This window comes from Alicyclobacillus sacchari (assembly GCF_004366795.1).
Classification (GTDB): Bacteria; Bacillota; Bacilli; order Alicyclobacillales; family Alicyclobacillaceae; genus Alicyclobacillus; species Alicyclobacillus sacchari.
This window is the reverse complement of record NZ_SORF01000015.1, coordinates 36052-55408: the sequence shown is the minus strand read 5'-3', so window position 1 is coordinate 55408 and position 19357 is coordinate 36052. Positions and strand designations below refer to the sequence as shown.

The window sequence follows — 19357 nt, the reverse complement described above, 5'->3', positions numbered from 1 at the left end:
CTCGTTCTCCGAGTATATCTTCTCCCCCGGCTTTACCTTCCCACTGCGGATCCACTCTTTAATTTGTTCCTTGACCACCACGTATTTGGCTGGCGTGCTCATCATGTATCACCAATTCCTATATAAGATCCGTACAAGTCCATCGGTTCATTGTATCTTGTGTGAGTCCGCACGGCAAATGGGACGTCCACCATCAGAATGAACGCCCCGAGAACCTACGCCGCTCACAGCCTGTCCTGCAGCCCTTTCATCGAGAGGCCGATCCGCCCGCGGGCTGCGTCAATTTGTACCACTCTTACACGCACAACATCGCCGACAGAGACCACATCAAGCGGGTGTTTCACGAATCGATCGGCAAGCTCCGAAATATGAACCAGTCCGTCATGCTTTAGCCCAATATCGACAAATGCCCCGAAATCGACCACGTTACGCACGGTTCCGTTTAACTCCATACCCACCGACAGATCCTCCATGCGCATGACGTCGGTGCGCAGGATGGGCGGTGGCACATCTTCACGCGGATCGCGGCCAGGACGCTCCAGAGCGTCAAGGATGTCTCGCAATGTGGGTACACCCGTCCCGAGTTCCTCTGCTAAATCGCTTTGCGACAGTTGCCGTGCCCCCGCGATCAGCGCCCGACGCTTGGATGTCTCGCGCAAATCGTCCGCATTCGCCCCCAGTTTTGCCAACAAGCGCTCCACGACGCCGTACGACTCAGGGTGAATCGGCGTTGCATCCAGCACCTCATCCCCGTCCATCACTCGCAGAAAACCGAGGCACTGTTCCAGCGTTTTTGGTCCTAACCGCGGGACCTTGGCCAGCTGCTTGCGGTTGCGGATACGCCCGTTTTCCTCCCGAAACTGCACGATGTTGCGCGCCGTTGTGCGATTCAACCCGGCGACATAAGACAACAGGCTCGACGAAGCCGTATTGACGTCAACACCGACCTCATTGACCACCGTTTCGACGACCGCGCCAAGCTGTTCGCCGAGCCGGGCTTGCGAGACATCGTGTTGGTATTGGCCAACACCAATCGACTTCGGATCGATCTTGACCAACTCTGCGAGGGGATCCTGTAAACGGCGGGCTATTGAAATCGCACTGCGCTCGGCGACGTCGAGGTCAGGGAACTCCTCGCCCGCCAATTCCGACGCAGAATACACACTTGCCCCCGCTTCCGACACCATAACGTAGGCAATTTGCCAATGATCCGGCTGCGCATGCCACGTACGAATACAATCTGCGACAAACGCTTCCGTTTCGCGCGACGCGGTGCCATTGCCGATGGCGATCACGTCAATTCGATGCCGCTCGACGAACGAAAGGAGGATTTTTTGCGCCTCTTCCACTCGATTTTGCGGCGGCGTCGGATAGATGACAGCGACCTCCAGCAATTTCCCTGTATCGTCGACCGCCGCCAATTTGCAGCCCGTCCGGTAAGCGGGATCGACCCCGAGAACTCGCTTTCCGCGCAGAGGCGGCTGCAACAGAAGACTGCGCAAATTCGCCCCGAATATCCCGATGGCATGCTCCTCTGCCCGCGCCTGCAGTTCAGCCCGCACCTCTCGTTCCACGGCAGGCTGAATCAACCGCTTATATGCGTCCAGTGCCGCGCGCGCCAGCAGCCCGGCAGCCGTAGCAGTATCCGGCTTGTCCGATCCGGCATAGCGACGATACAACCGAGCGACAACGTCGGCTTCCGGCGCCGTGATCGACACATGCAAGGCTCCTTCGCGCTCGCCCCGTTCCATGGCCAATATGCGGTGCGGCGGCACACCGGAAAGTGGCTCTTCGTAGCGGTAATACTGCTCGTACACCGTTTCTGCTGTTTCATCGGCTGCCGCGCTGACGATTTTGCCGTGTCGCAACGTGGCCGTGCGGATAAAACGGCGGTTATTGGCATCGTCTGAAATGGCCTCTGCCAGGATGTCCAACGCCCCCTGCACGGCTGCGTCAGCCGACTCGACGCCTGCCTCATCGTTCACATAGGACTGCGCTTCTTCCATCACCCTCGCCAAGGGCGTCGTCCGATCCGCTTCCTGGAGCCAGACCGCGAGCGGCCCCAATCCCCGTTCGCGAGCGATGGAGGCGCGTGTTCGCCGCTTCGGCCGGTAAGGGCGATAGATGTCATCGATCTCGGTGAGCGTTTGCGCCGCTTGAATGGCCTGCCGCAATTGGCTAGCCTGGGGTTCATTTTCCAGCGCACCTTGCTCCGCGAGGAGCCGTAGCACGTCCTGGCGCCGCGTTTCCAGATGTTTGGCTTGTTCATACTCGCGCGCGATCGATCGCAACTCATTTTCGTCGAGCTCGCGAGTCATTTCCTTTCGATAACGAGCTATAAATGGAATGGTGTTGCCTTCATCCAGCAGGCGAAGCGCCGCTTCCACCCGGATTTCCGCAATGCCAGTCTTATCGGATATCAATCGTATGTAGTTTGGTGTTTCTAACCCTTGCTCCAACTTGCCAGTCTCCTTCACAGTTCGCTATGAAGAGTCTACCGAAAAACGCGTATCGTTCAAACGTCACATAGTTCCCGGAAGATCGTGCATCACCAAGCCGAAAACGCATTCGCACCCCCCAGTTTTTTGATGTATTATGATCATTAGACTTTTTCATAGAGGTGCCATGATGGCTTTCGCCAAAGTTCGAGGAAACGCCCGCAGTTGTGTGTTGGCGGAACCGTTATTCGTCATCCCATACAATATGTACACAACATACGCATCTGTCTACATGCTTGATCTTCATGTGTCTGATGCTGGACTTGGGATCGTGACCACCATCAACCTCATCCTGCAAATGATGTCCGCTTTTGTCAGCGGATATCTGACTGATCGCATGGGCAGACGCAAAGCCCTTTGGTTGTATGACATTGTCAGTTGGTCATTCGCCACATTGGTCTGGGCAGTGTCCCAAAACATCTGGTGGTTCTTGCTCGCGGCAGTACTCAACGGTTTTCAGCGAATACCTGCAACCGCTTGGTACTGCTTGTTGGTCGAAGACACCCCTGTCGACAAACGAACCTGGGTATTTACGGGTCTCCAAATTGTCAGTGTTGTAGGCGGCCTGTTTGCGCCCATCGGCGGTATTCTAGTCAATCACTTTTCACTGGTACCTGCAACCAGAGTCATGTACTTGTTTGCATGTCTCAGCATGTCGGTCATGATCTATGTCCGTCATATCGGTCTTCGCGAGACTGACATCGGATTGCGCAAGATGACAGAGCGCCATACGTTCGATGCCCACAGCGAATGGCACAGTTACATGAACGTCGTCCGCCAAATCATGAAAAGTCGCAGGCTTTTGCTGCTATTTGCGGTCTATGTGCTGTGGAATATTCAAACCACCATTCGCACGACATTCGTATCGGTGTACCAAATCGATTATCTCCATATTCCCGCCTCGCTGATTTCGCTGTTCCCGGCGATTTCATCGCTGGCCATGATGGCCCTGTTGTTGACCGCTGTTCCGCGTTTTCGTGAGGAACATGCGGCCCGTTGGATGAATGCAGGCTTCGTGCTCATCGGGCTTGCGAATCTCGTGCTCATCTTGATGCCTCAAGGTAACTTTGCATGGGCCGTCGTGAGCACGGTTCTTGCGGCGATTGGCACGATTCTTGCCAATCCGTTCGTCGAGTCTGTCGTGGCAAATGCGATGGATGATGAACAACGGGCAACCATGCTCTCGGTGCTGAACGTCATGATCCTTGCCTGCACGTCTCCTGCAGGCGTGATCGGCGGGTATACGTATGGGATAAATCCGCAAATCCCCATTGACTTGGTGATTGCGACGTTTGTGATCAGCATCGTACTTGTATGGATGGCCAATCGCCGGCAAGCGACAGATAGGACGAACGGCTACAACGTAGATATCGGAAGCGGTGCGTAAGTATGCGCAGTGTGTTTGACTTGCACAGCTGAAGCTGAATGCGAGAATATGAAAAGCGCGGTCCACTTCGGAAAAAACGCCTTCCTTGGCACATCGCCAGGGAAGGCGTTTTTGGTTGATGATTACCGGAACACGCGCATTCGTTTTTCCACGGGCTTTACTTCCTTTGCGCGTGGCTCTTGCGTTGGCGTTCCAAAAGGCATTTGCGCGATCATCCGCCATGTCTCTGGAAGCTCCCACTCTGCCTTGGCGCGTTCTTCGACCATGTTATAGTGCTGCAAGCTCGCTCCCAGACCCTCGGCTTCCAGTGCAACCCAAACGGCATACTGGTGCATTCCGTTGGTTTGTTCGGACCAAACTGGGAAAAGCTCTTGATTCATCGGAAACTTCTGCTGGAATTCTTCCACCACGGCTTGATCCTCGAAGAACAAAACGGTTCCGTAACCGTTGCGAAAACTCTGCAACCGTGCTTGTGCCGTTTGAAATTTCTCAGAAGGCATGATGGCTTTGACAACTTCTTCGGCAATCTCCCAGAATTTCTGGTGATGCTTACCAAGCAACAAAACCAACCGTGTGCTCTGCGAATTGTACGCGGAAGGCATATATTTTACGATATCAGCCACAATCTGTTCAATCTTTGCGTCAGGAATTGGTGAAGAATTGCCGATGCCGTATATGGATCGCCTCTCCCGCAATGCTGTTAAAAAGTCTTGATTGGCTGTCGCTGTCGTCATGTTGATCATTCCCCCATCCTGTCAAAAATCGACGCCAAAAAGGACTGTCCAACGGCCATAGACCACCGTTATTATATCCGATGTGCATACACACATGCCGACCATCGCCGAGGAAGTGTGATAACTTGGATTTGTTTCACTTTTGGATTGACCTGGTTTGTGTCGTGCTACCACTACTGGTGTTAGACGCCTGGCATCTGCGCAGTGCGTTGCCACCAACGCGTACGTATCAATCCCCGTACGTCGCTGGCCCACTGTTCGTAACTTCGGCCATTGCTAGCAACTATTTCAGTTTCCACCTAGGTCCATCGATCATGGTCAATTTCAGTATTGTTCCACTCACATTTAACTTCTTTCTCCTGAGCCCGCTGTGGTCGTTGTTCTGGATGCTTGTGTACATCGTTGTGCAGACGGCTGTCGGCGTCTACATAATTGGTCACGGACACATCTCATCGCACTCTGTAGGGAACTTGGTCCACATTCTCCCGAAATCTCTTGCCATCGTGATCGTGTACGTTGGGCTGATGATGTTGTGTTCGTACGCGACGCGGTCAAAAAACCCCTATCGGCGCAGCTATTGGTTTGCACTTGTGCTATTTTTGTATGCCAGCTTGGATTACGCCATTGTACAGCACGACAGCGACTTGATTGGCTTTCACGTCGGGATGTACATCACGTATGTGCTGGGCTTTATCGCACTGTGGTTAATCTGCGTTCGTTTCGTATTTGCAGTGCAAGCTATCGACGCCACCAAATCTGCCGCGAAGACGCAAGAGCAATATGAACTCATTGGCCAGTTGGCGGCCTCCATGGCACATGAAATTCGCAATCCGATCACGGTCGTTCGCGGCTTCGCCCAACTGATGGCGCATCATCCCGAGACCTCGGAGACACATCGAACGTATCTGGAGACCATCATGGCCGAACTGGATCAAGCAGACGCCATGATCGCCAGCTACCTGCAACTCTCGCAAATGGGTAGCGACGAAGAAAAATCACAGATATCCCTTAAAGCTGTCGTCGATCACGCGTGTAACTTGTTGGGGCCGTACGCACAGTCGCACGCCGTCATGCTCCACAGCGATTGCGACGAGCGTGCCGTCGTGTTGGCGGATCGCGATGGTTTGTTGCAGTGTGCCATTCATCTCATCAAAAACGCCATCGAATCGCACGATCGCGCAGGGAACGTCGACGTGTCCACGCGATGCGAGGGCAAGTGGATCATCTGGCGTGTCGCGGACGATGGCCGTGGCATGGACGCCAAAACCTTGAAGCGGATTGGGCAACCGCATTACACGACGAGATCGCGTGGAACCGGTTTGGGGCTGACCTTCGTATATAAAATGGTGCACGAACTCGGTGGAACAATTGAAGTCACGAGCGAAATAAATCGCGGTACGACATTTGTTGTCCGTATTCCCAGAGCCCATTCTGCTGCCACTCGCGGTGCGACGCGTGGCATAGCCCCGGCACAACCGTAAGCGACGGCCTCGCCGGAAGATCCTGTCGCGACAACGCCCTTGCGTCCTTCACATCCGCTCGTCATCTTCGCGATGGGAGATGTCGCGCTGAGTGCCCTGATGAAATCGGAGGTTCATGTCAAGGACATGCGCGGGCGAGTGCATACATGGCGCGATCAAATCCTCATCGCGACGTATCACCCGCTCGCAGTTCGCAGGCGGCCCATGTGGAGGCCTATTGGCGGGGAGATTGGGGATTGCTGCGACAGTTACAACAGCGGTAATGGCAAGTGGCCTGGAGCCAGCCTTATCTTGCCGTCCAACCGCCATCCACGACTAAGACCGTGCCATTGACTAAGCCAGCCGCGTCGGAGGCGAGGTACAAAACCGCGCCAGCCACATCTTCAATGGTGCCGACCCGTGCGACGGGAATGCGCGAAACCACCGATTCGCGAAACTCCGGTTGATCAAGCCGCTCCGCGGTCCCTGGCGTGTAGATGAATGTCGGCGCGATCGCATTGACGGTGATGCCGTGCGGCGCCCACTCGAGCGCAAGGACCTTCGTCAGCATGTTGACGCCGCCCTTGGATGCCGAGTACACCGCATGCCGTTCAATACCAACGATGCCCGCCTGTGAACTCATCTGAATGATGCGCCCCTTGTTCTGCCGCATCATCAACTTCGCGGCCTCTTGACTACAGAAAAAGACGCCCTTCATATTGACCGCCATCATCTCGTCCCAATCTTCCTCCGTGACGTCGATGGCGTCATGGTTGTACCCGAGCCCAGCATTGTTGACGAGCACGTCGAGCCTCCCGTACTTGCCGTCGATCACGCTGAATGCCCGGCGGATGTTGGCGACGGATCGCACATCCAACAATAGCGGCTCAATGACGCCTGCGCGGTCGCCTCCTTCGCTTGCAAGCGATTCGAGCGCATTTGCGTCGCGACCAGCGGCGATGACCGTCGCTCCGGCGGCTGCAAGATGGCGAGCCAGCCCTCGCCCAATCCCGCGCGACGCCCCCGTGACGAGCGCAATTTTACCATCTAATCGGAAGTTCAGTGACTCCACCCATCATCCCTCTTTCCACGAAAACAACGCTGCGAAACGCAATGACGCGTTCGCAGCGCTGTTCAACATGATACTTTATTGTACCGGTTCTGGCTCTCGTTCAACATCCGGATGCGAATCGATATCGTCAAATTCGTCGTCACTGATGTCGTCGAGGGGCGAAGCCGGATCACCGTCCGTTCGCTCGTCCTCTTCATGCGGCGTGGATTCCTCATCTGGCGTTGACGCAACCGCACCCTCTCCAGGCAAGCTGTTTTCGCCAACCGCGTCGACCGCATCACCTTGTGGTTGCGGCGTCTCACCGGGCAGTGATGGTGTCGCCTGGATCCCCGCTTGGGGAGATCCGCCACCCGCACCAGCCGCGGCTTGTGCCGCTTCCGGAGCCTTGACGCGGCGAATGAAAAATGCGAGTACGAAGGCGAGCAGTGAACCCATCGTCGCCCACCAGAAGGCGTCGTTAATACCTTGAATGGTCGACTGCTGCATGGCGAGCTCGTACAACACTTCATGTGCGACCTGTGTCGCAGCAACGGTCGAATCATGTAACTGCAGTGTGAAGTATTGTACAAGCTCGTGGAAGAACCCACTCACGGACGGATTGTTGTTCGTCATGACGTTCTGATACTCCGCATAGTGCACCTTCGTGCGATCCGTCATAACGGTCACCAATACCGCCGTGCCAATGGACGACGCAACCGTTCGTGCGGTGTTGGATGCCGACGTGCCGTGTCTATACAAGTGTCTTGGCAACTGATTCATACCTGCCGTTTGTACGGTCATGGCAAGCATTGACATACCAAACATGCGCAACGTGTAGAGCAGCATGACGTGACCATAGGTCGTCTGGGCATTGAGTTTCGTGAACTCGTACGTTGCCACCGTCGTGATCGCAAGCCCAAGCACGGCAAGCGGGCGAGCGCCGATACGGTCGAAAACGGCACCGGAGACAGGCGCCATCACACCCATTAAAATTGCGCCTGGCAACATCAGGAGGCCTGATTGCAGGGCCGTAAAACCACGAATGTTTTGCAAGTAAATCGGCGTCAGAATCATGCCGCCAAACATCGCCATGTTGATGACACAACCGACGACGGTAGTTAAGGAAAACGTTCCGTACCTGAAGACGCGCAAATCGAGCATGGGCTCTTTACAGGTCAACTCGCGAATCACGAAGACAATAAGGAACACGCAACCGATGATGAGCGAGATATCGACGGTCGAGTTGCCCCAACCTTTGTTCCCCGCTTCACTCAGCCCATAAAGCAAGCTGACAAATGCGATCAGCGACGTAATCAAGCCGATCCCTTCAAATTTCGGACGAACCGGCCTCGATACGTTCTTGAGCACAAAAATCGCAATCACCATGTCGAGCAGGCCCAAGGGGATGACGACCCAGAACAGCAGGCGCCAAGACCAGTGCATAATCATCCAACCGGAAAGCGTAGGGCCAATCGCCGGTGCAAAAAACATGGCAATTGCCATCGTCCCCATCGCTTTACCGCGTTGTTCAGCCGGATAGAGTTCCAAGATGACGGTCATGAGCAGTGGCATCATCACCGCCGATCCCGATGCTTGAACAATACGTCCAACAATCATCATGGAAAACACCGGAGCGATGGAACACAAGAACGATCCCGCGACGAACAGGGACATGGCGGAAATGAACAGTTGTCTCGTCGTAAACGTCCCCATCAAAAACGCAGTGATGGGAATCAATACGCCATTGGTCAACATGTACGCAGTCGATAACCACTGCGCTGTGGTTGCATTGACATTAAACGCCGACATCAAATGCGGCAAGGCTACGTTCAACAAGGTCTGGTTGAGAATGGCGACAAAGGCGCCGAATATGAGAGTTGCGAGAATAGAACCCCGGTGCGGATGGCCATGCGCCGCCTCCTGCGGCGGGGCGCCAGCTGCACCGGGCGAGGCGGCGATGACCGCCTGGTTCGCGGTCGGTTGCAGCGTGTCGTTCGACATTAAGCTCACCTCTTACTTATGAATGCGAACCGTCGCGCTCATTCCCGGGACCAATCCACTGCCAGCCGTCGTCCCAAGCGAGATGGTCACCGGTACAACTTGTGTCACTGGCGTGTAGTCAGCCGTCGTGCTTTGCGATGGCAAAAGCGAGAACGTACCCGCTGTCGCATCGCCAATTTGCGTTACCGTGCCGTTGATGGAACCCGCCTTACCGGCGACATACACGTCGACCTGCTGGCCAACCTTCACCTTGTCGATCAGCGTCTCTTTGACATTCGCAACGACGTCGAGGTGACTCATGTCATATGCATAGGCAAGCGGCGTACCAGCTGCGACAATTTGATTGTTGACGGCATCATCTTGGGCAATCGTTCCTGCTGCAGGCATCGTGACAGGGATATCGACCACCTTGTTCCCTTCCTGAGTCTGCACTTCAGCTACCTGTTGTCCGCTTGTGAAATTCGTGCCAACGTTACCTTGCCAATTGATCAACTTGCCGGTAGCAGGTGCTGCAACGGTGATTTGTGTGCCACTGATTTGCGCATCGTCCGTCTTCAAATACAATGTCGACTGGTTGTAGAAGTAGTAGCCCGTGATGGCCGCCGCAACCAAAACGACGAATAGAATGATGTTAAAGACGATGACCTTCCGAAAACTGTTTGCTGGGTTCATACGCTTCCTCCTCGTATCTGCGATCCGACGTTGCCTTTGCGGCTGTTTTTCGATCGCTATCTTTTTAGAGAGTGTACTATTTAACCACTATGTATATTTAATATATTTAGGTGTATGAGTCAAGGGGCAGTTGTGGAAATTGTTTCAGTTGTTTGTCCGTGCCGTGTTACAATGTATATGAATGCCATTGCTATGGATGAGGGGCGTGTCTGGGGTGGGCGATACGGTTGTGTTTAAACAGTGCGCATCCTGTCGAACCACAAATCGAATTCGTGTCGAAATCGGCCTCACCTGTCGCTGCGGCAAGTGTGGATCTCCGATAGCACTGACTCACTACGAAGTGCTCGGTATCACATCGGCCGCTTCGGCAAACGAGATCAAAGCTGCTTATCGACGCGCAGCGAAGACTTGGCATCCAGATGTACACCCAGATCGAGCGTTTGCTGAACGGCAATTTCGGAAAATTGCGCAGGCGTTCTCCATATTGAGCGATCCAATCATGCGCGAACAGTATGACTTGTCACTTGCCGCATCGGCAGGTGACGCAAACTGTACTTCGAATAAGGGCAACAAAACAAAGGATGCAAAGGCGAAAGGGACGGCCAAAAAGCCAAAGGAATACCGACAGACACGGGCTCAGGGGCAGAGGCAGGCGGATGATCGCGGCAAGCCGGAAGGCCCCATCTGGCGACGCTATAGCTTTGGCGGCAGGCAGATGCCCTCGCAGGCGCAAAGGAGCTGGCTTGGCTATGCATTTGCCGGAGTTGGTGCTTTTACGACTTTGACCATCAGTGGGGCCATTTTTACAGGGCTATTTGGATCGAAATTGGCGCTCGTGGTACTATTGGGACTCGCCATGGTTGGCGCACTGCAGCTTCTCTATCTGCTGACGAAGCTTGGTGTCGATTCCGAAGCCTGACCTGGCTCTCCACACCGACCGGAAGGGAGCATCCCTCATGCTGCAAAGCGGCAATACCATCCTGATCACAGGCGGTGCGTCGGGCATCGGCCTAGCGTTTGCCGAGCGCTTTTTAGAAGCCGGAAACCAGGTCATCGTTTGCGGCCGCCGCGCCGAAAAGCTGGAAGAAGCGAAAGCGAAGTTTCCGGCACTTCATACTCGTGTCTGTGACGTAGCGAATGAACAAGACCGTCTAGAGCTTTGCGACTGGCTTGTCCGTGAATTCCCGAACCTGAATGCTTTGATCAACAACGCTGGAATTCAACAGTGGGTCAACGTGTTGCGTGCGGACGACGACTGGGCACACTTCCATCAGGAAATCGCCATTAATTTCGATGCCCCGATTCATCTGACCCTGCGCCTTCTCCCACACTTGGTAAAGCAGCCGCATGGGGCCATCGTCAATGTGTCGTCTGGATTGGCATTGGCGCCCGCAACTTGGGCCCCCATCTACAGTGCGACGAAAGCAGCGCTGCACTCGTTCACGCAAAGCCTGCGTTTGCAACTCGAAGGCACCAATGTGGACGTGATCGAAATCCTGCCTCCCGCCGTCAATACCGATCTCGGCGGCCCAGGGCTACATACGTTTGGTGCGCCGCTCAACGAGTTTGTAGATGGCGTCTTCGCGTCACTCGAGCGCGGCGAGATCGAAATCGGGTACGGAGATTCCGAGCGGCGATTGCACGCCTCCCGCGAGGAACTGGCAGAGGCGGCACAACAGATGTGGATGGGATTCCGCAAGCGCAATCCGGAGTTTTGATGAATCGGCGTAGCGGCGTTCTCTCGCTGCGGGCTGGGGAGCCAGCCCGCCCCGCTGGCGTCAAGCTTGCTTGACTCGTGTACCCATGTCGCCGCCTGTTTTCACTTGCCGTACGGATCGCCAAGCGACTAAATCGCCCTTGACGGTACCAATGATGGTGCGGACAAAGACCACTGCAAAACATACCCACAGTACGGCGAGTTGTGCGACTCCCGCCACTGCAAAAAACGAGTGCCCCAGGAGATGATCAAGCGCGTAGGTCCCACTCGTAAAACTCCCAATCGGGAATACGTAACTCCACCACCCCAGGTGAAATGGCAGCCCATCTCCCCGCGGGGTCAAGTGCAAAAGCGTGTGCAGTGAGGACATGAGAATCCACCAGAGGCCAATTCCCCACATCGCCATCGCAAAGACGGCAGCCAGTACATGCAATGTGTTCGCATAAGCCCCAAACAAATGACTCGCTACGGTGGGCAGGCCGCACATCGTGCCCATGGACATGCCTATCGGACCAATTTCCACCCACAGACTTGGTGCCTCCTGACCACTGAGTCGACGATGGTACACCAGCCGTGCATAAACCAAGGTGCTTGTCAACATAAACAGAAAAAATGTCACGCCAAACATCGCAACAATAACGGCTATCATCGCGAACTGTTTCTCCGTACCACCCACGTAAGGAACGAGGTTTGTGCCGGTCGCTGCTGCCACAATCGGTGGTACCAACGGAATGAGCCAAGACGCAACGGTCTCGTCGCGTTCAACTCGGTGTTCGGTAAACAATAGGTACGGAATGACGATGACCGTAAATAGCGAAGCCACGGTGCCTGCCAACCAGATGCACATACTGATGTGAATCGCCAGCACACGCGGCACGAGATGTGTTCCGATGATAAAGTAATCGTTGCCGAGCACGTTGATACCCATGGCAAACGCGCCGTAAAAAAGCGCTCTACCGGGATGGTGGAAATCGTCCACCGCGGTTTTCGTTGCCATCAGCCAGCGCAACAGCCACATGACAAATGCGAGGATGAACACGATGTTTAACATGACAAACAGGATGACTCCTACCACATGCTGCAACGGGATCTCCACTGGGGATGTGTACGTCAAAGCGGCTACAATACCGATACCCATCACGGTTGTAAACCAGTTTAACCCGAATTGACGAATGATGTGCTTCATAAGTCCCCCTCCTATTTCAACCTCCTTTATGGTATGACCTGTTTACCATTAGGTAAAATACATAATATCAATATAGGTAATAAGCGATTTATTATGATGGCATCGCAAGGAGGGCGGTTGTGTGGATTGGCAACTCACTGTTTTTGTCACAGTCGTCGAAGAACAAAGCTTCACGCGTGCCGCCGAGAAGCTGCATATCAGCCAGCCGGCCATCAGCCAGCACATACAAACACTAGAGCAGCGGCTGGACGTGCGCCTGCTCGATCGTGAACGGCGACGAGTTCGCTTGAACCCTGCCGGCGAGATCGTATATCGACATGCAAAGGAAATCCTCGCTCTGTACGACCGCATGGAGCGCATGCTCGAACAGGCCCAAGAGGAGCCGTCCGGCGCATTGCGTGTCGGCGCCAGCCTCACATACGGAGAATATGTACTCCCGCATGTGATTGCCTCGTTTCGCCAACGGTACCCAAGGATTCAGCCCATCGTCGAGATCGCAAACACGCAAACCATTGCCCATCGCGTTGCGGTACGCGATCTTGACATCGGCGTGGTGGAGGGCCGTGACGTCGTCCACGACGACGTGGAACTGACGCCTTTTGCCGAGGACGAGTTGGTCATTGTATGCGCCAAGAATGCGCCGTGGCCGCCGGAAGGTGATGTCACTCCGGCCGATCTCGCGGCGGCCAACTGGATGATTCGCGAACCCGGCTCAGGCACGCGGGAATTTGTCGATCAACTCTTTTTGCGCCTCGGTATCGCTCCCACGTCTGTCACCGAGTACAACAGCACGCAAATCATTAAAGAATCTGTGGAGGCCGGACTCGGCATTGCACTACTGTCGCGCTGGGTCGTTCGCAAAGAGCTGGCATGGGGAACGCTGCGCATCGTACCGGCAATCCACCAACCGATCACCCGCTGGTTTTCGATCGTTACGCGGCGATCCGAATTTGAAACACGCGCGACCTTGTTGTTCCGGGAATTTTTACAGAGTGGGCAGATATCCACCTAGGCTGGAATCCTACACAGGTGTCCCTGCACCGACCATAGGGTAAGTGTATCAGCCTACCTGGTGGTGATGGCATGGACAACAAAGTTGCAAACCAATCGCGCGGCGAAAGGCACTTAAGACGGGCACTCTCGTCACGTCACGTGCAGATGCTCGCCTTTGGCGGCGTTATTGGCGTCGGATTGTTTTATGGTGCCACGGTGTCCGTACGACTCGCCGGTCCTTCCGTGATTCTCGATTTCTTGCTTTGCGGCATCATGGTGGCTATTGTCATGCGCGCTCTCGGCGAGATGACCGTTGCCGATCCGTCGGCCGGATCGTTCGCGATGCTTGCCAAGCGTCGATGGGGTGATCGACTCGGCTTTCTCACGGCAGGCATGTGGTGGTTTTACTGGGTAGCGACGGTGATGTCGGAGCTGGCCGCCATCGGCAAGTTGATTCAATTTTGGGCGCCGAGCGTTCCAGCCTGGTTGCCTGGGCTGATTGCACTCGTGCTATTTACATTGTCGAATTTGCTGATTGTACGGATGTTTGGCGAGATCGAATACTGGTTCGCCGTGCTTAAAGCGTTGGCCATCGCCGTTTTTATGGTATTTGGCTTACTGATGATGGCCACTCCCTGGCTGCATGCAGGCAGTCCACTCGGCGTCGCGAATCTGTATGCACATGGAGGCTTTCTGCCAAACGGATGGCTAGGCGCAGTCATGGCCTTGTCCCTTGTGGTGCAGGCCTACAGCGGCATTGAGACACTTGGTGTGGAAGCCGCGGAGACGGCCAACCCGAAACACACGTTGCAGCGCGCGTTTCGCAGTGTGACTTGGCGGGTCCTCGTCGTCTACATCGGGTCCATGTTCGTCATGCTTTGTGCGTTCCCTTGGACCTACCTCATTCACCATAACGGCAGTCCGTATGCCCTGATGTTTGCACGCGCCGGCATCCCTATCGCGGCAGGCCTCGTCAACTTGATCATTGTGTGTTCTGGCTTGTCTTCCTGCAATACCGGCCTTTATGGCGGTAGCCGCATGTTGTACGCCATGGCCCGGCAAGGACAACTCGCGGATGGATTGGCTCGCTTGAACCGCAGGGACGTGCCACATGTGGCTGTATGGATTACATCGCTCGCGATTGCGGCTGGCATCCTGGTTACGTATCTGAACCCCAACCACGCCTATGTCTGGATTACCAGCGCCTCCGCGTTCGCATCCCTGTGGACCTGGTTTATCATCCTGCTGTTGCACGTCACCGGGCGTAAAACGGCCATGATGGGCGAAGCAGCCGCGCGTTCCACGGCATCGCACACGCCAATTCTGTCGTACGTCGGCATGGTTCTGCTCATCGGTACATTTGTGTTCATTGTCCTGTCGCCTCTCACACGCATATCGGTCTTTTCCGGAGTCGTGTTTCTGTTGATTGTGTGGATATACGCACTTGTGCGGTTTCGCGGCAAACGAAACGATCGCGATGAGCCCACACGGTAACATAGCCGCGTAAAGGCCGAACACTGCGCGGCGGCTCCCCCGCCCCCCGCTGTCTGTGCAGGCCTCACGCGTAACTCCAGGCTTATTCATCCGGCACAGAGGCATAGCCCCCGCTGTGCCCTTTTGTCTCAGCGCGATCGCATTGCAAGTTGGTATACATCGCCGAGGACTGGGTATTCTAGCCTTCGAATTGGAGATTTCCAAATTCACGTAAAATGGGGGCTTGGACATGGATACTCTGAGCGCAACGTACACATATCTGAACCAGTGCCGGCAGACGGCTCAGCAGTTGATGCAGCAAACCCAACAAGCGTCGATGCAGTATCAACAAATGATGCAACAAGAACTACAAAACGCCCAAACGCTCGAACAGTTGGCACAACGAGAACACCAAGCCGCACAAATGATCCAACAGGCGTTACAGGGACACCAGATGGTCATGCAACAACTACAACACATTCAGCAAATGTGCGACCGCTTGGGTGCGGAAGTACAATCTGCATACCAAGGCTCTCTCTCCACGCCGACTTACGGCCATATGTACACGCCGAATCATTCTGTGTTCCATCAGTGATTTGTAAAGCGGCTGCCCACTTGTCTTTGAGCAGCCGCTCCAGCCGTGAATTTTGGCACAACTGCTGCGCGGGTAAACCTTGTGCCAACGATCGCAACTCTATGCTTTGAAATGGTTGAAAACAGCTAAAAACTGCCCTCCGAGGCTGTCATCAACTTTTGATCATTGACAATCCTGCGCATTTGACGAAACATCTTGATAAGGCTTTCACACCGTCTTTGAAACAGGAGGGCACATATGCAAGAGCGCTTCGTTCGTTTTCTACATAATTACACATGGTCAACGGCCGTGAATCAACTCCCTAAGGCCACACGCGAAGACTGGGTTCAATCCTCCATCTGTCTGAATTATGGGGAGATTGTCCGCTTGTCCGGCAAATTGAGCAAAGAATCGCTTCGCCCCTAGTACTTCTAGACAAAAACGTATGGAATGATGCCATTCCTCTATACTCCTCCTGAGTGTCTTCGATAGGCATATCCCACTTGCCAAGAGCAAGGCGGCAAGACTGGTAGGTCGTTGAAGGGGCCCGTCGCCCTTCTCTCGTCCAAAATTAAAGTGCGGTTCGTAAGTTTGAAGAGAGCCGCCTCGAGGACCTCCCATGGGTAGTCAACGCTTTGTCCGAATCTACTTATGATCCGGTTCGCTACGCCAGCCGCCATTACGGCAAGCCTTTTACATTCTACTTCTCTGTTTACGGATATCTTCCAAGCAACAGCGCAGGGAACCGCAGCATTTACTAGGTCTGTGATTCAAGGCATGACTCTGATTCCTGTATTGTATATCGCGAATCGTACGTATGGCTTCCACGGGGTGGTGTGGTCACTCGTGATTGCGGATGCCGTCGCGTTCCTTGTTGGAGCTATCATGCTCTATGTTCTACGAAGAAAACGGCAACCGGATTTGAATAACCTGGTACCGTAAAAATATGAATCCACGCCTTATCAGGAAAGTGAAAAAACCACCATCACTTATGATACGGTTCCCCTCGCATAATCCGAATCCCACGATATAACTGCTCGAGCAGCACCACTCGGGCCAGCTGATGCGGCAGCGTGATCGGCCCAAAACTCCACCGCATCGCCGCAAGTTTTCGCAAGCGTTCATGCACACCACACGATCCACCAATCACAAACGCCAATCGCCCATAACCCTGCTCCTGTAGATCGGCGTACGCCTGACTCCATGCTTCCGACGAAAACTGTTTCCCCTCGATGTCAAGGACGATCACGCCGTCGCGCGGCCGCAACAGCCTCTCAATGCGATCCGCCTCCCGCGCCAAGGCCTGCTGCCTGTCCGCCTCGCTGAGCCGCTCCGGCACAGGCTCATCCTGAACTTCGTGCATCGTCAGCTCGACATATGCCGAAAGGCGCTTCTCATATTCGCGAAGCGCCTCCAGCCAGTACCGTTCTTTCAGTTTCCCCACCGCGATCACGGCAACCTGCATGTTCCTCTCGTCCTCTTCTTACGGAGAGCCCACATCTCCCGTCGTCAATTGCGTGTCCATCGAGCCAATCTTCACTCGCATCGTCAATAGGCGCGAGTCCCGGTACACCTTCAACGTCACCGTATCCCCAGGCTTCGTCTGGAACACCTGCGTCCGCAGATCTGCCATCGTGCGAATCGTTGCGGCATTCAAGCCGACGATCACGTCGTTGGATCGCAACCCAGCTGCACGCGTCTCCGGAGAGGTGACTTTCTTCACCCAAACACCGTAATCCACCGGCACGTCCGGCCACATCTGCTGCGGCAATGAGGTCAACGAATACGCCTCAATTCCAAGAGCAGGGTGAATCGCGTGTCCAGTTTGCATGAGTTGCTTGGCCACAACTTTGACTTCGTTCGACGGGATGGCAAAGCCCATACCCTCAAAATTTTGCGCAACAATTTTGCTGCTATTAATACCCATCACATCGCCATGAATATCAACCAAAGGCCCGCCGCTATTGCCTGGATTGATGGCAGCGTCCGTTTGTATCACCGTCTGATAATCCAAGGTCTGTTGAGTTGCCTCATCCTGTACCGGCATAATGCGCGACTTCGCACTTACAATACCGCTTGTCACCGTGTCCGCAAAGTCCAGTCCTAACGGGGTGCCGATGGCGATGGCTGGTTCCCCCGCTTCAATTTTATCGGAATCAGCGAAGTTAATGGGATCGACGCCTTTGAACACATTCGCCGGGACCTTCAAAACCGCGAGATCCGTGTACGGATCTGTGCCCACGACCTCAGCATTATAGTGTTTACCCGAATCACGGACAATGTCCACTTTCGCGGCACCTTCAACCACATGATTGTTGGTGACCAGATACGCCAACTTGTCGTCCTTATAAAACATGACACCAGTTCCAATGCCGGTAGCCTGCAGTTTTGATTGCTGGGAGAAAAAGTTGGAGACCAGTTGATAATTCTCGACTCCAACCACATTCGGTTCTACTTTACGAACTGCTTGTGTGACATCGCTTGAAATTTGAATCATCATGGGCTGCTCAACCAAACGTGTCGCAATGGGCTTCGACGCAGCCACATGATGACTTTGTGCAGAAACGCGTGTCAACCCAATCGTCAAAGCGGATCCTGAAAGTGCCGACAAGGCGACCGCTGTCATCCAGCGAGCCACAGTCCCTGATCGTAACCTCCTTGAACGGCGCGTTTGCCCTCTGTCCTGGTTCCCGTTCACCTCAACACCCCTCCTGCCGGCCTGCGCGGTTTGAGCCAAAACCATACCACGCGATAATCAGGGATTATTTTGGGCGTTGAGGCATGGGATCATACCCTTGCCCGGGAAATTTCCGTTAAGGCCGTTGCCTCTTGGCGACTTGTACGTTTAAGCTTAAGGACCTCAGCCAGTCTTGGCCTCGCGTCGATCACGATTTGTTCCACGGTCAATTCGGCGAGATCGGGTAAGTTATTGTCGGCACTTAAGTGAGCCAGATAGACCTCAACAGGCGATTCAGGGAGAATGTCGATTAGAGCGTAACCTGCATCGACGTTGGACAAGTGCCCTTTGTCACCAAGAATCCTCCGTTTAAGGTGCCATGGGTATCTGCCGGCTCGCAGCATATCCGTATCGTGATTGCTCTCAAACACATATGCGTCACAGTTTTGCAGAAGCGCTTTTTGGCGATCGCTGACATATCCAAGATCGGTCACGACGGCAAGACTGGCGTCTGGCGTATCAAAGCGAAACGCCACGGGTTGTTCCGCATCGTGCGAGATGGCAAAAGGAGTGACTTGGATGTCGCCAACGGTGAACGACTGTTCTTCACGGATCGCATGAAAACGCGACTCGTCATCGAGTTTTGCCTTGTCTGGGAGGCTTGCGTATGTACCCTCAGTCATGTAGATCGAGGCATGGCTTCTCTTGCATACCTGCGTCAAACCGCGGACATGGTCATCGTGCTCGTGCGTGACCAAAATGGCCGTTAAATCAGACATTTCCCGAGCACAAGCAGCTTGCAACCGCATCTGCAACTGCTTGCCGCTGATGCCTGCATCGAGCAGAATCTTGGTTTCGCCGTACTCAATATAGACGGCGTTCCCATTGCTTCCGCTCGCAAGTACTGAAAAGCGCACGAATGGAACCTCCTTAG

General features: G+C 54.4%; 17 protein-coding genes and 1 pseudogene. 9 read left to right on the top strand and 9 right to left on the bottom strand.

From position 1 onward, the window contains the following. Window positions 1-224 precede the first annotated feature (224 nt). Window positions 225-2459, bottom strand: a complete 2235-nt coding sequence (locus C7445_RS12600) for a Tex family protein (RefSeq protein WP_243835181.1) — start codon at window positions 2457-2459, stop codon at window positions 225-227. 169 nt (window positions 2460-2628) lie between these two features. Between C7445_RS12600 and C7445_RS12595 the strand changes: the two genes are divergently transcribed. Further along, window positions 2629-3885: an MFS transporter gene (locus C7445_RS12595; protein ID WP_243835180.1), complete on the top strand. Its 1257-nt coding sequence runs from the start codon at window positions 2629-2631 to the stop codon at window positions 3883-3885. Between the two features lie 122 nt (window positions 3886-4007). On the opposite strand, the gene C7445_RS12590 is transcribed toward C7445_RS12595, so the two are convergent. Next, on the bottom strand, window positions 4008-4619 hold the full coding sequence (locus tag C7445_RS12590; protein ID WP_134160834.1) for a nitroreductase family protein: 612 nt from the start codon (window positions 4617-4619) through the stop codon (window positions 4008-4010). Between the two features lie 125 nt (window positions 4620-4744). Here C7445_RS12590 and C7445_RS12585 point away from each other — a divergent pair, with 125 nt between their 5' ends. Then, a complete protein-coding gene (locus C7445_RS12585) occupies window positions 4745-6100 on the top strand; it encodes a sensor histidine kinase (protein ID WP_166669137.1) in 1356 nt (451 codons plus the stop codon). 286 nt (window positions 6101-6386) lie between these two features. Here the strand turns inward: C7445_RS12585 and C7445_RS12580 are convergent, their stop codons facing one another. The 3 genes from C7445_RS12580 to C7445_RS12570 all read right to left on the bottom strand — a co-directional run bounded on the left by C7445_RS12580 (window position 6387) and on the right by C7445_RS12570 (window position 9803). Continuing rightward, on the bottom strand, window positions 6387-7151 hold the full coding sequence (locus tag C7445_RS12580) for an SDR family NAD(P)-dependent oxidoreductase (protein WP_134160830.1): 765 nt from the start codon (window positions 7149-7151) through the stop codon (window positions 6387-6389). Between the two features lie 75 nt (window positions 7152-7226). Beyond that, window positions 7227-9131: a DHA2 family efflux MFS transporter permease subunit gene (locus C7445_RS12575; RefSeq protein ID WP_134160828.1), complete on the bottom strand. Its 1905-nt coding sequence runs from the start codon at window positions 9129-9131 to the stop codon at window positions 7227-7229. 12 nt (window positions 9132-9143) lie between these two features. Further along, window positions 9144-9803, bottom strand: a complete 660-nt coding sequence (locus C7445_RS12570; RefSeq protein ID WP_134160826.1) for an HlyD family secretion protein — start codon at window positions 9801-9803, stop codon at window positions 9144-9146. 214 nt (window positions 9804-10017) lie between these two features. On the opposite strand from C7445_RS12570, the gene C7445_RS12565 reads away from it, so the two are divergent. Beyond that, the gene (locus tag C7445_RS12565; RefSeq protein ID WP_243835179.1) at window positions 10018-10722 is read left to right on the top strand and encodes a J domain-containing protein; all 705 of its coding nucleotides are present in this window, start codon (window positions 10018-10020) and stop codon (window positions 10720-10722) included. Window positions 10723-10759: 37 nt separating this feature from the next. After that, window positions 10760-11521 (top strand): SDR family oxidoreductase, encoded by a 762-nt coding sequence (locus C7445_RS12560; protein WP_134160824.1) that lies wholly within the window; start codon window positions 10760-10762, stop codon window positions 11519-11521. A gap of 60 nt (window positions 11522-11581) precedes the next feature. Here the strand turns inward: C7445_RS12560 and C7445_RS12555 are convergent, their stop codons facing one another. Then, window positions 11582-12706 carry a TDT family transporter gene (locus C7445_RS12555; RefSeq protein ID WP_134160822.1) on the bottom strand — a complete coding sequence of 375 codons (1125 nt, stop codon included), beginning with the start codon at window positions 12704-12706 and terminating at the stop codon, window positions 11582-11584. Between the two features lie 121 nt (window positions 12707-12827). Between C7445_RS12555 and C7445_RS12550 the strand changes: the two genes are divergently transcribed. From C7445_RS12550 to C7445_RS14850, 5 genes and pseudogenes are all read left to right on the top strand, one after another. Next, complete coding sequence (locus C7445_RS12550; protein WP_134160820.1) at window positions 12828-13718, top strand: LysR family transcriptional regulator; 891 nt, start codon at window positions 12828-12830, stop codon at window positions 13716-13718. A gap of 71 nt (window positions 13719-13789) precedes the next feature. Then, the gene (locus tag C7445_RS12545) at window positions 13790-15193 is read left to right on the top strand and encodes an amino acid permease (protein WP_134160818.1); all 1404 of its coding nucleotides are present in this window, start codon (window positions 13790-13792) and stop codon (window positions 15191-15193) included. Between the two features lie 229 nt (window positions 15194-15422). Next, a complete protein-coding gene (locus C7445_RS12540; protein ID WP_134160816.1) occupies window positions 15423-15767 on the top strand; it encodes an AMP-dependent synthetase and ligase in 345 nt (114 codons plus the stop codon). A gap of 237 nt (window positions 15768-16004) precedes the next feature. Then, window positions 16005-16172, top strand: a complete 168-nt coding sequence (locus C7445_RS14670) for a hypothetical protein (RefSeq protein ID WP_166669135.1) — start codon at window positions 16005-16007, stop codon at window positions 16170-16172. Between the two features lie 276 nt (window positions 16173-16448). Then, window positions 16449-16688: pseudogene (locus C7445_RS14850) on the top strand (MATE family efflux transporter); the annotation flags it as partial. A 43-nt stretch (window positions 16689-16731) separates the two neighbouring features. Here the strand turns inward: C7445_RS14850 and rlmH are convergent. From rlmH to C7445_RS12520, 3 genes are all read right to left on the bottom strand, one after another. Then, on the bottom strand, window positions 16732-17211 hold the full coding sequence (rlmH, locus tag C7445_RS12530) for a 23S rRNA (pseudouridine(1915)-N(3))-methyltransferase RlmH (protein WP_134160814.1): 480 nt from the start codon (window positions 17209-17211) through the stop codon (window positions 16732-16734). Between the two features lie 18 nt (window positions 17212-17229). Then, complete coding sequence (locus C7445_RS12525) at window positions 17230-18444, bottom strand: S1C family serine protease (RefSeq protein WP_243835178.1); 1215 nt, start codon at window positions 18442-18444, stop codon at window positions 17230-17232. 89 nt (window positions 18445-18533) lie between these two features. Further along, complete coding sequence (locus C7445_RS12520; protein WP_134160812.1) at window positions 18534-19340, bottom strand: MBL fold metallo-hydrolase; 807 nt, start codon at window positions 19338-19340, stop codon at window positions 18534-18536. Window positions 19341-19357 lie beyond the last annotated feature (17 nt).

What these genes read in the sequence shown, in the direction of transcription:
- C7445_RS12595 (WP_243835180.1), top strand. Translation starts at nt 2,629, where the DNA reads ATGGCTTTCGCCAAAGTTCGAGGAAACGCCCGCAGTTGTGTGTTGGCG.
- C7445_RS12590 (WP_134160834.1), bottom strand. Translation starts at nt 4,619, where the DNA reads ATGACGACAGCGACAGCCAATCAAGACTTTTTAACAGCATTGCGGGAG.
- C7445_RS12575 (WP_134160828.1), bottom strand. Translation starts at nt 9,131, where the DNA reads ATGTCGAACGACACGCTGCAACCGACCGCGAACCAGGCGGTCATCGCC.
- C7445_RS12570 (WP_134160826.1), bottom strand. Translation starts at nt 9,803, where the DNA reads ATGAACCCAGCAAACAGTTTTCGGAAGGTCATCGTCTTTAACATCATT.
- C7445_RS12560 (WP_134160824.1), top strand. Translation starts at nt 10,760, where the DNA reads ATGCTGCAAAGCGGCAATACCATCCTGATCACAGGCGGTGCGTCGGGC.
- C7445_RS12555 (WP_134160822.1), bottom strand. Translation starts at nt 12,706, where the DNA reads ATGAAGCACATCATTCGTCAATTCGGGTTAAACTGGTTTACAACCGTG.
- C7445_RS12545 (WP_134160818.1), top strand. Translation starts at nt 13,790, where the DNA reads ATGGACAACAAAGTTGCAAACCAATCGCGCGGCGAAAGGCACTTAAGA.
- C7445_RS12540 (WP_134160816.1), top strand. Translation starts at nt 15,423, where the DNA reads ATGGATACTCTGAGCGCAACGTACACATATCTGAACCAGTGCCGGCAG.
- C7445_RS14670 (WP_166669135.1), top strand. Translation starts at nt 16,005, where the DNA reads ATGCAAGAGCGCTTCGTTCGTTTTCTACATAATTACACATGGTCAACG.
- rlmH (WP_134160814.1), bottom strand. Translation starts at nt 17,211, where the DNA reads ATGCAGGTTGCCGTGATCGCGGTGGGGAAACTGAAAGAACGGTACTGG.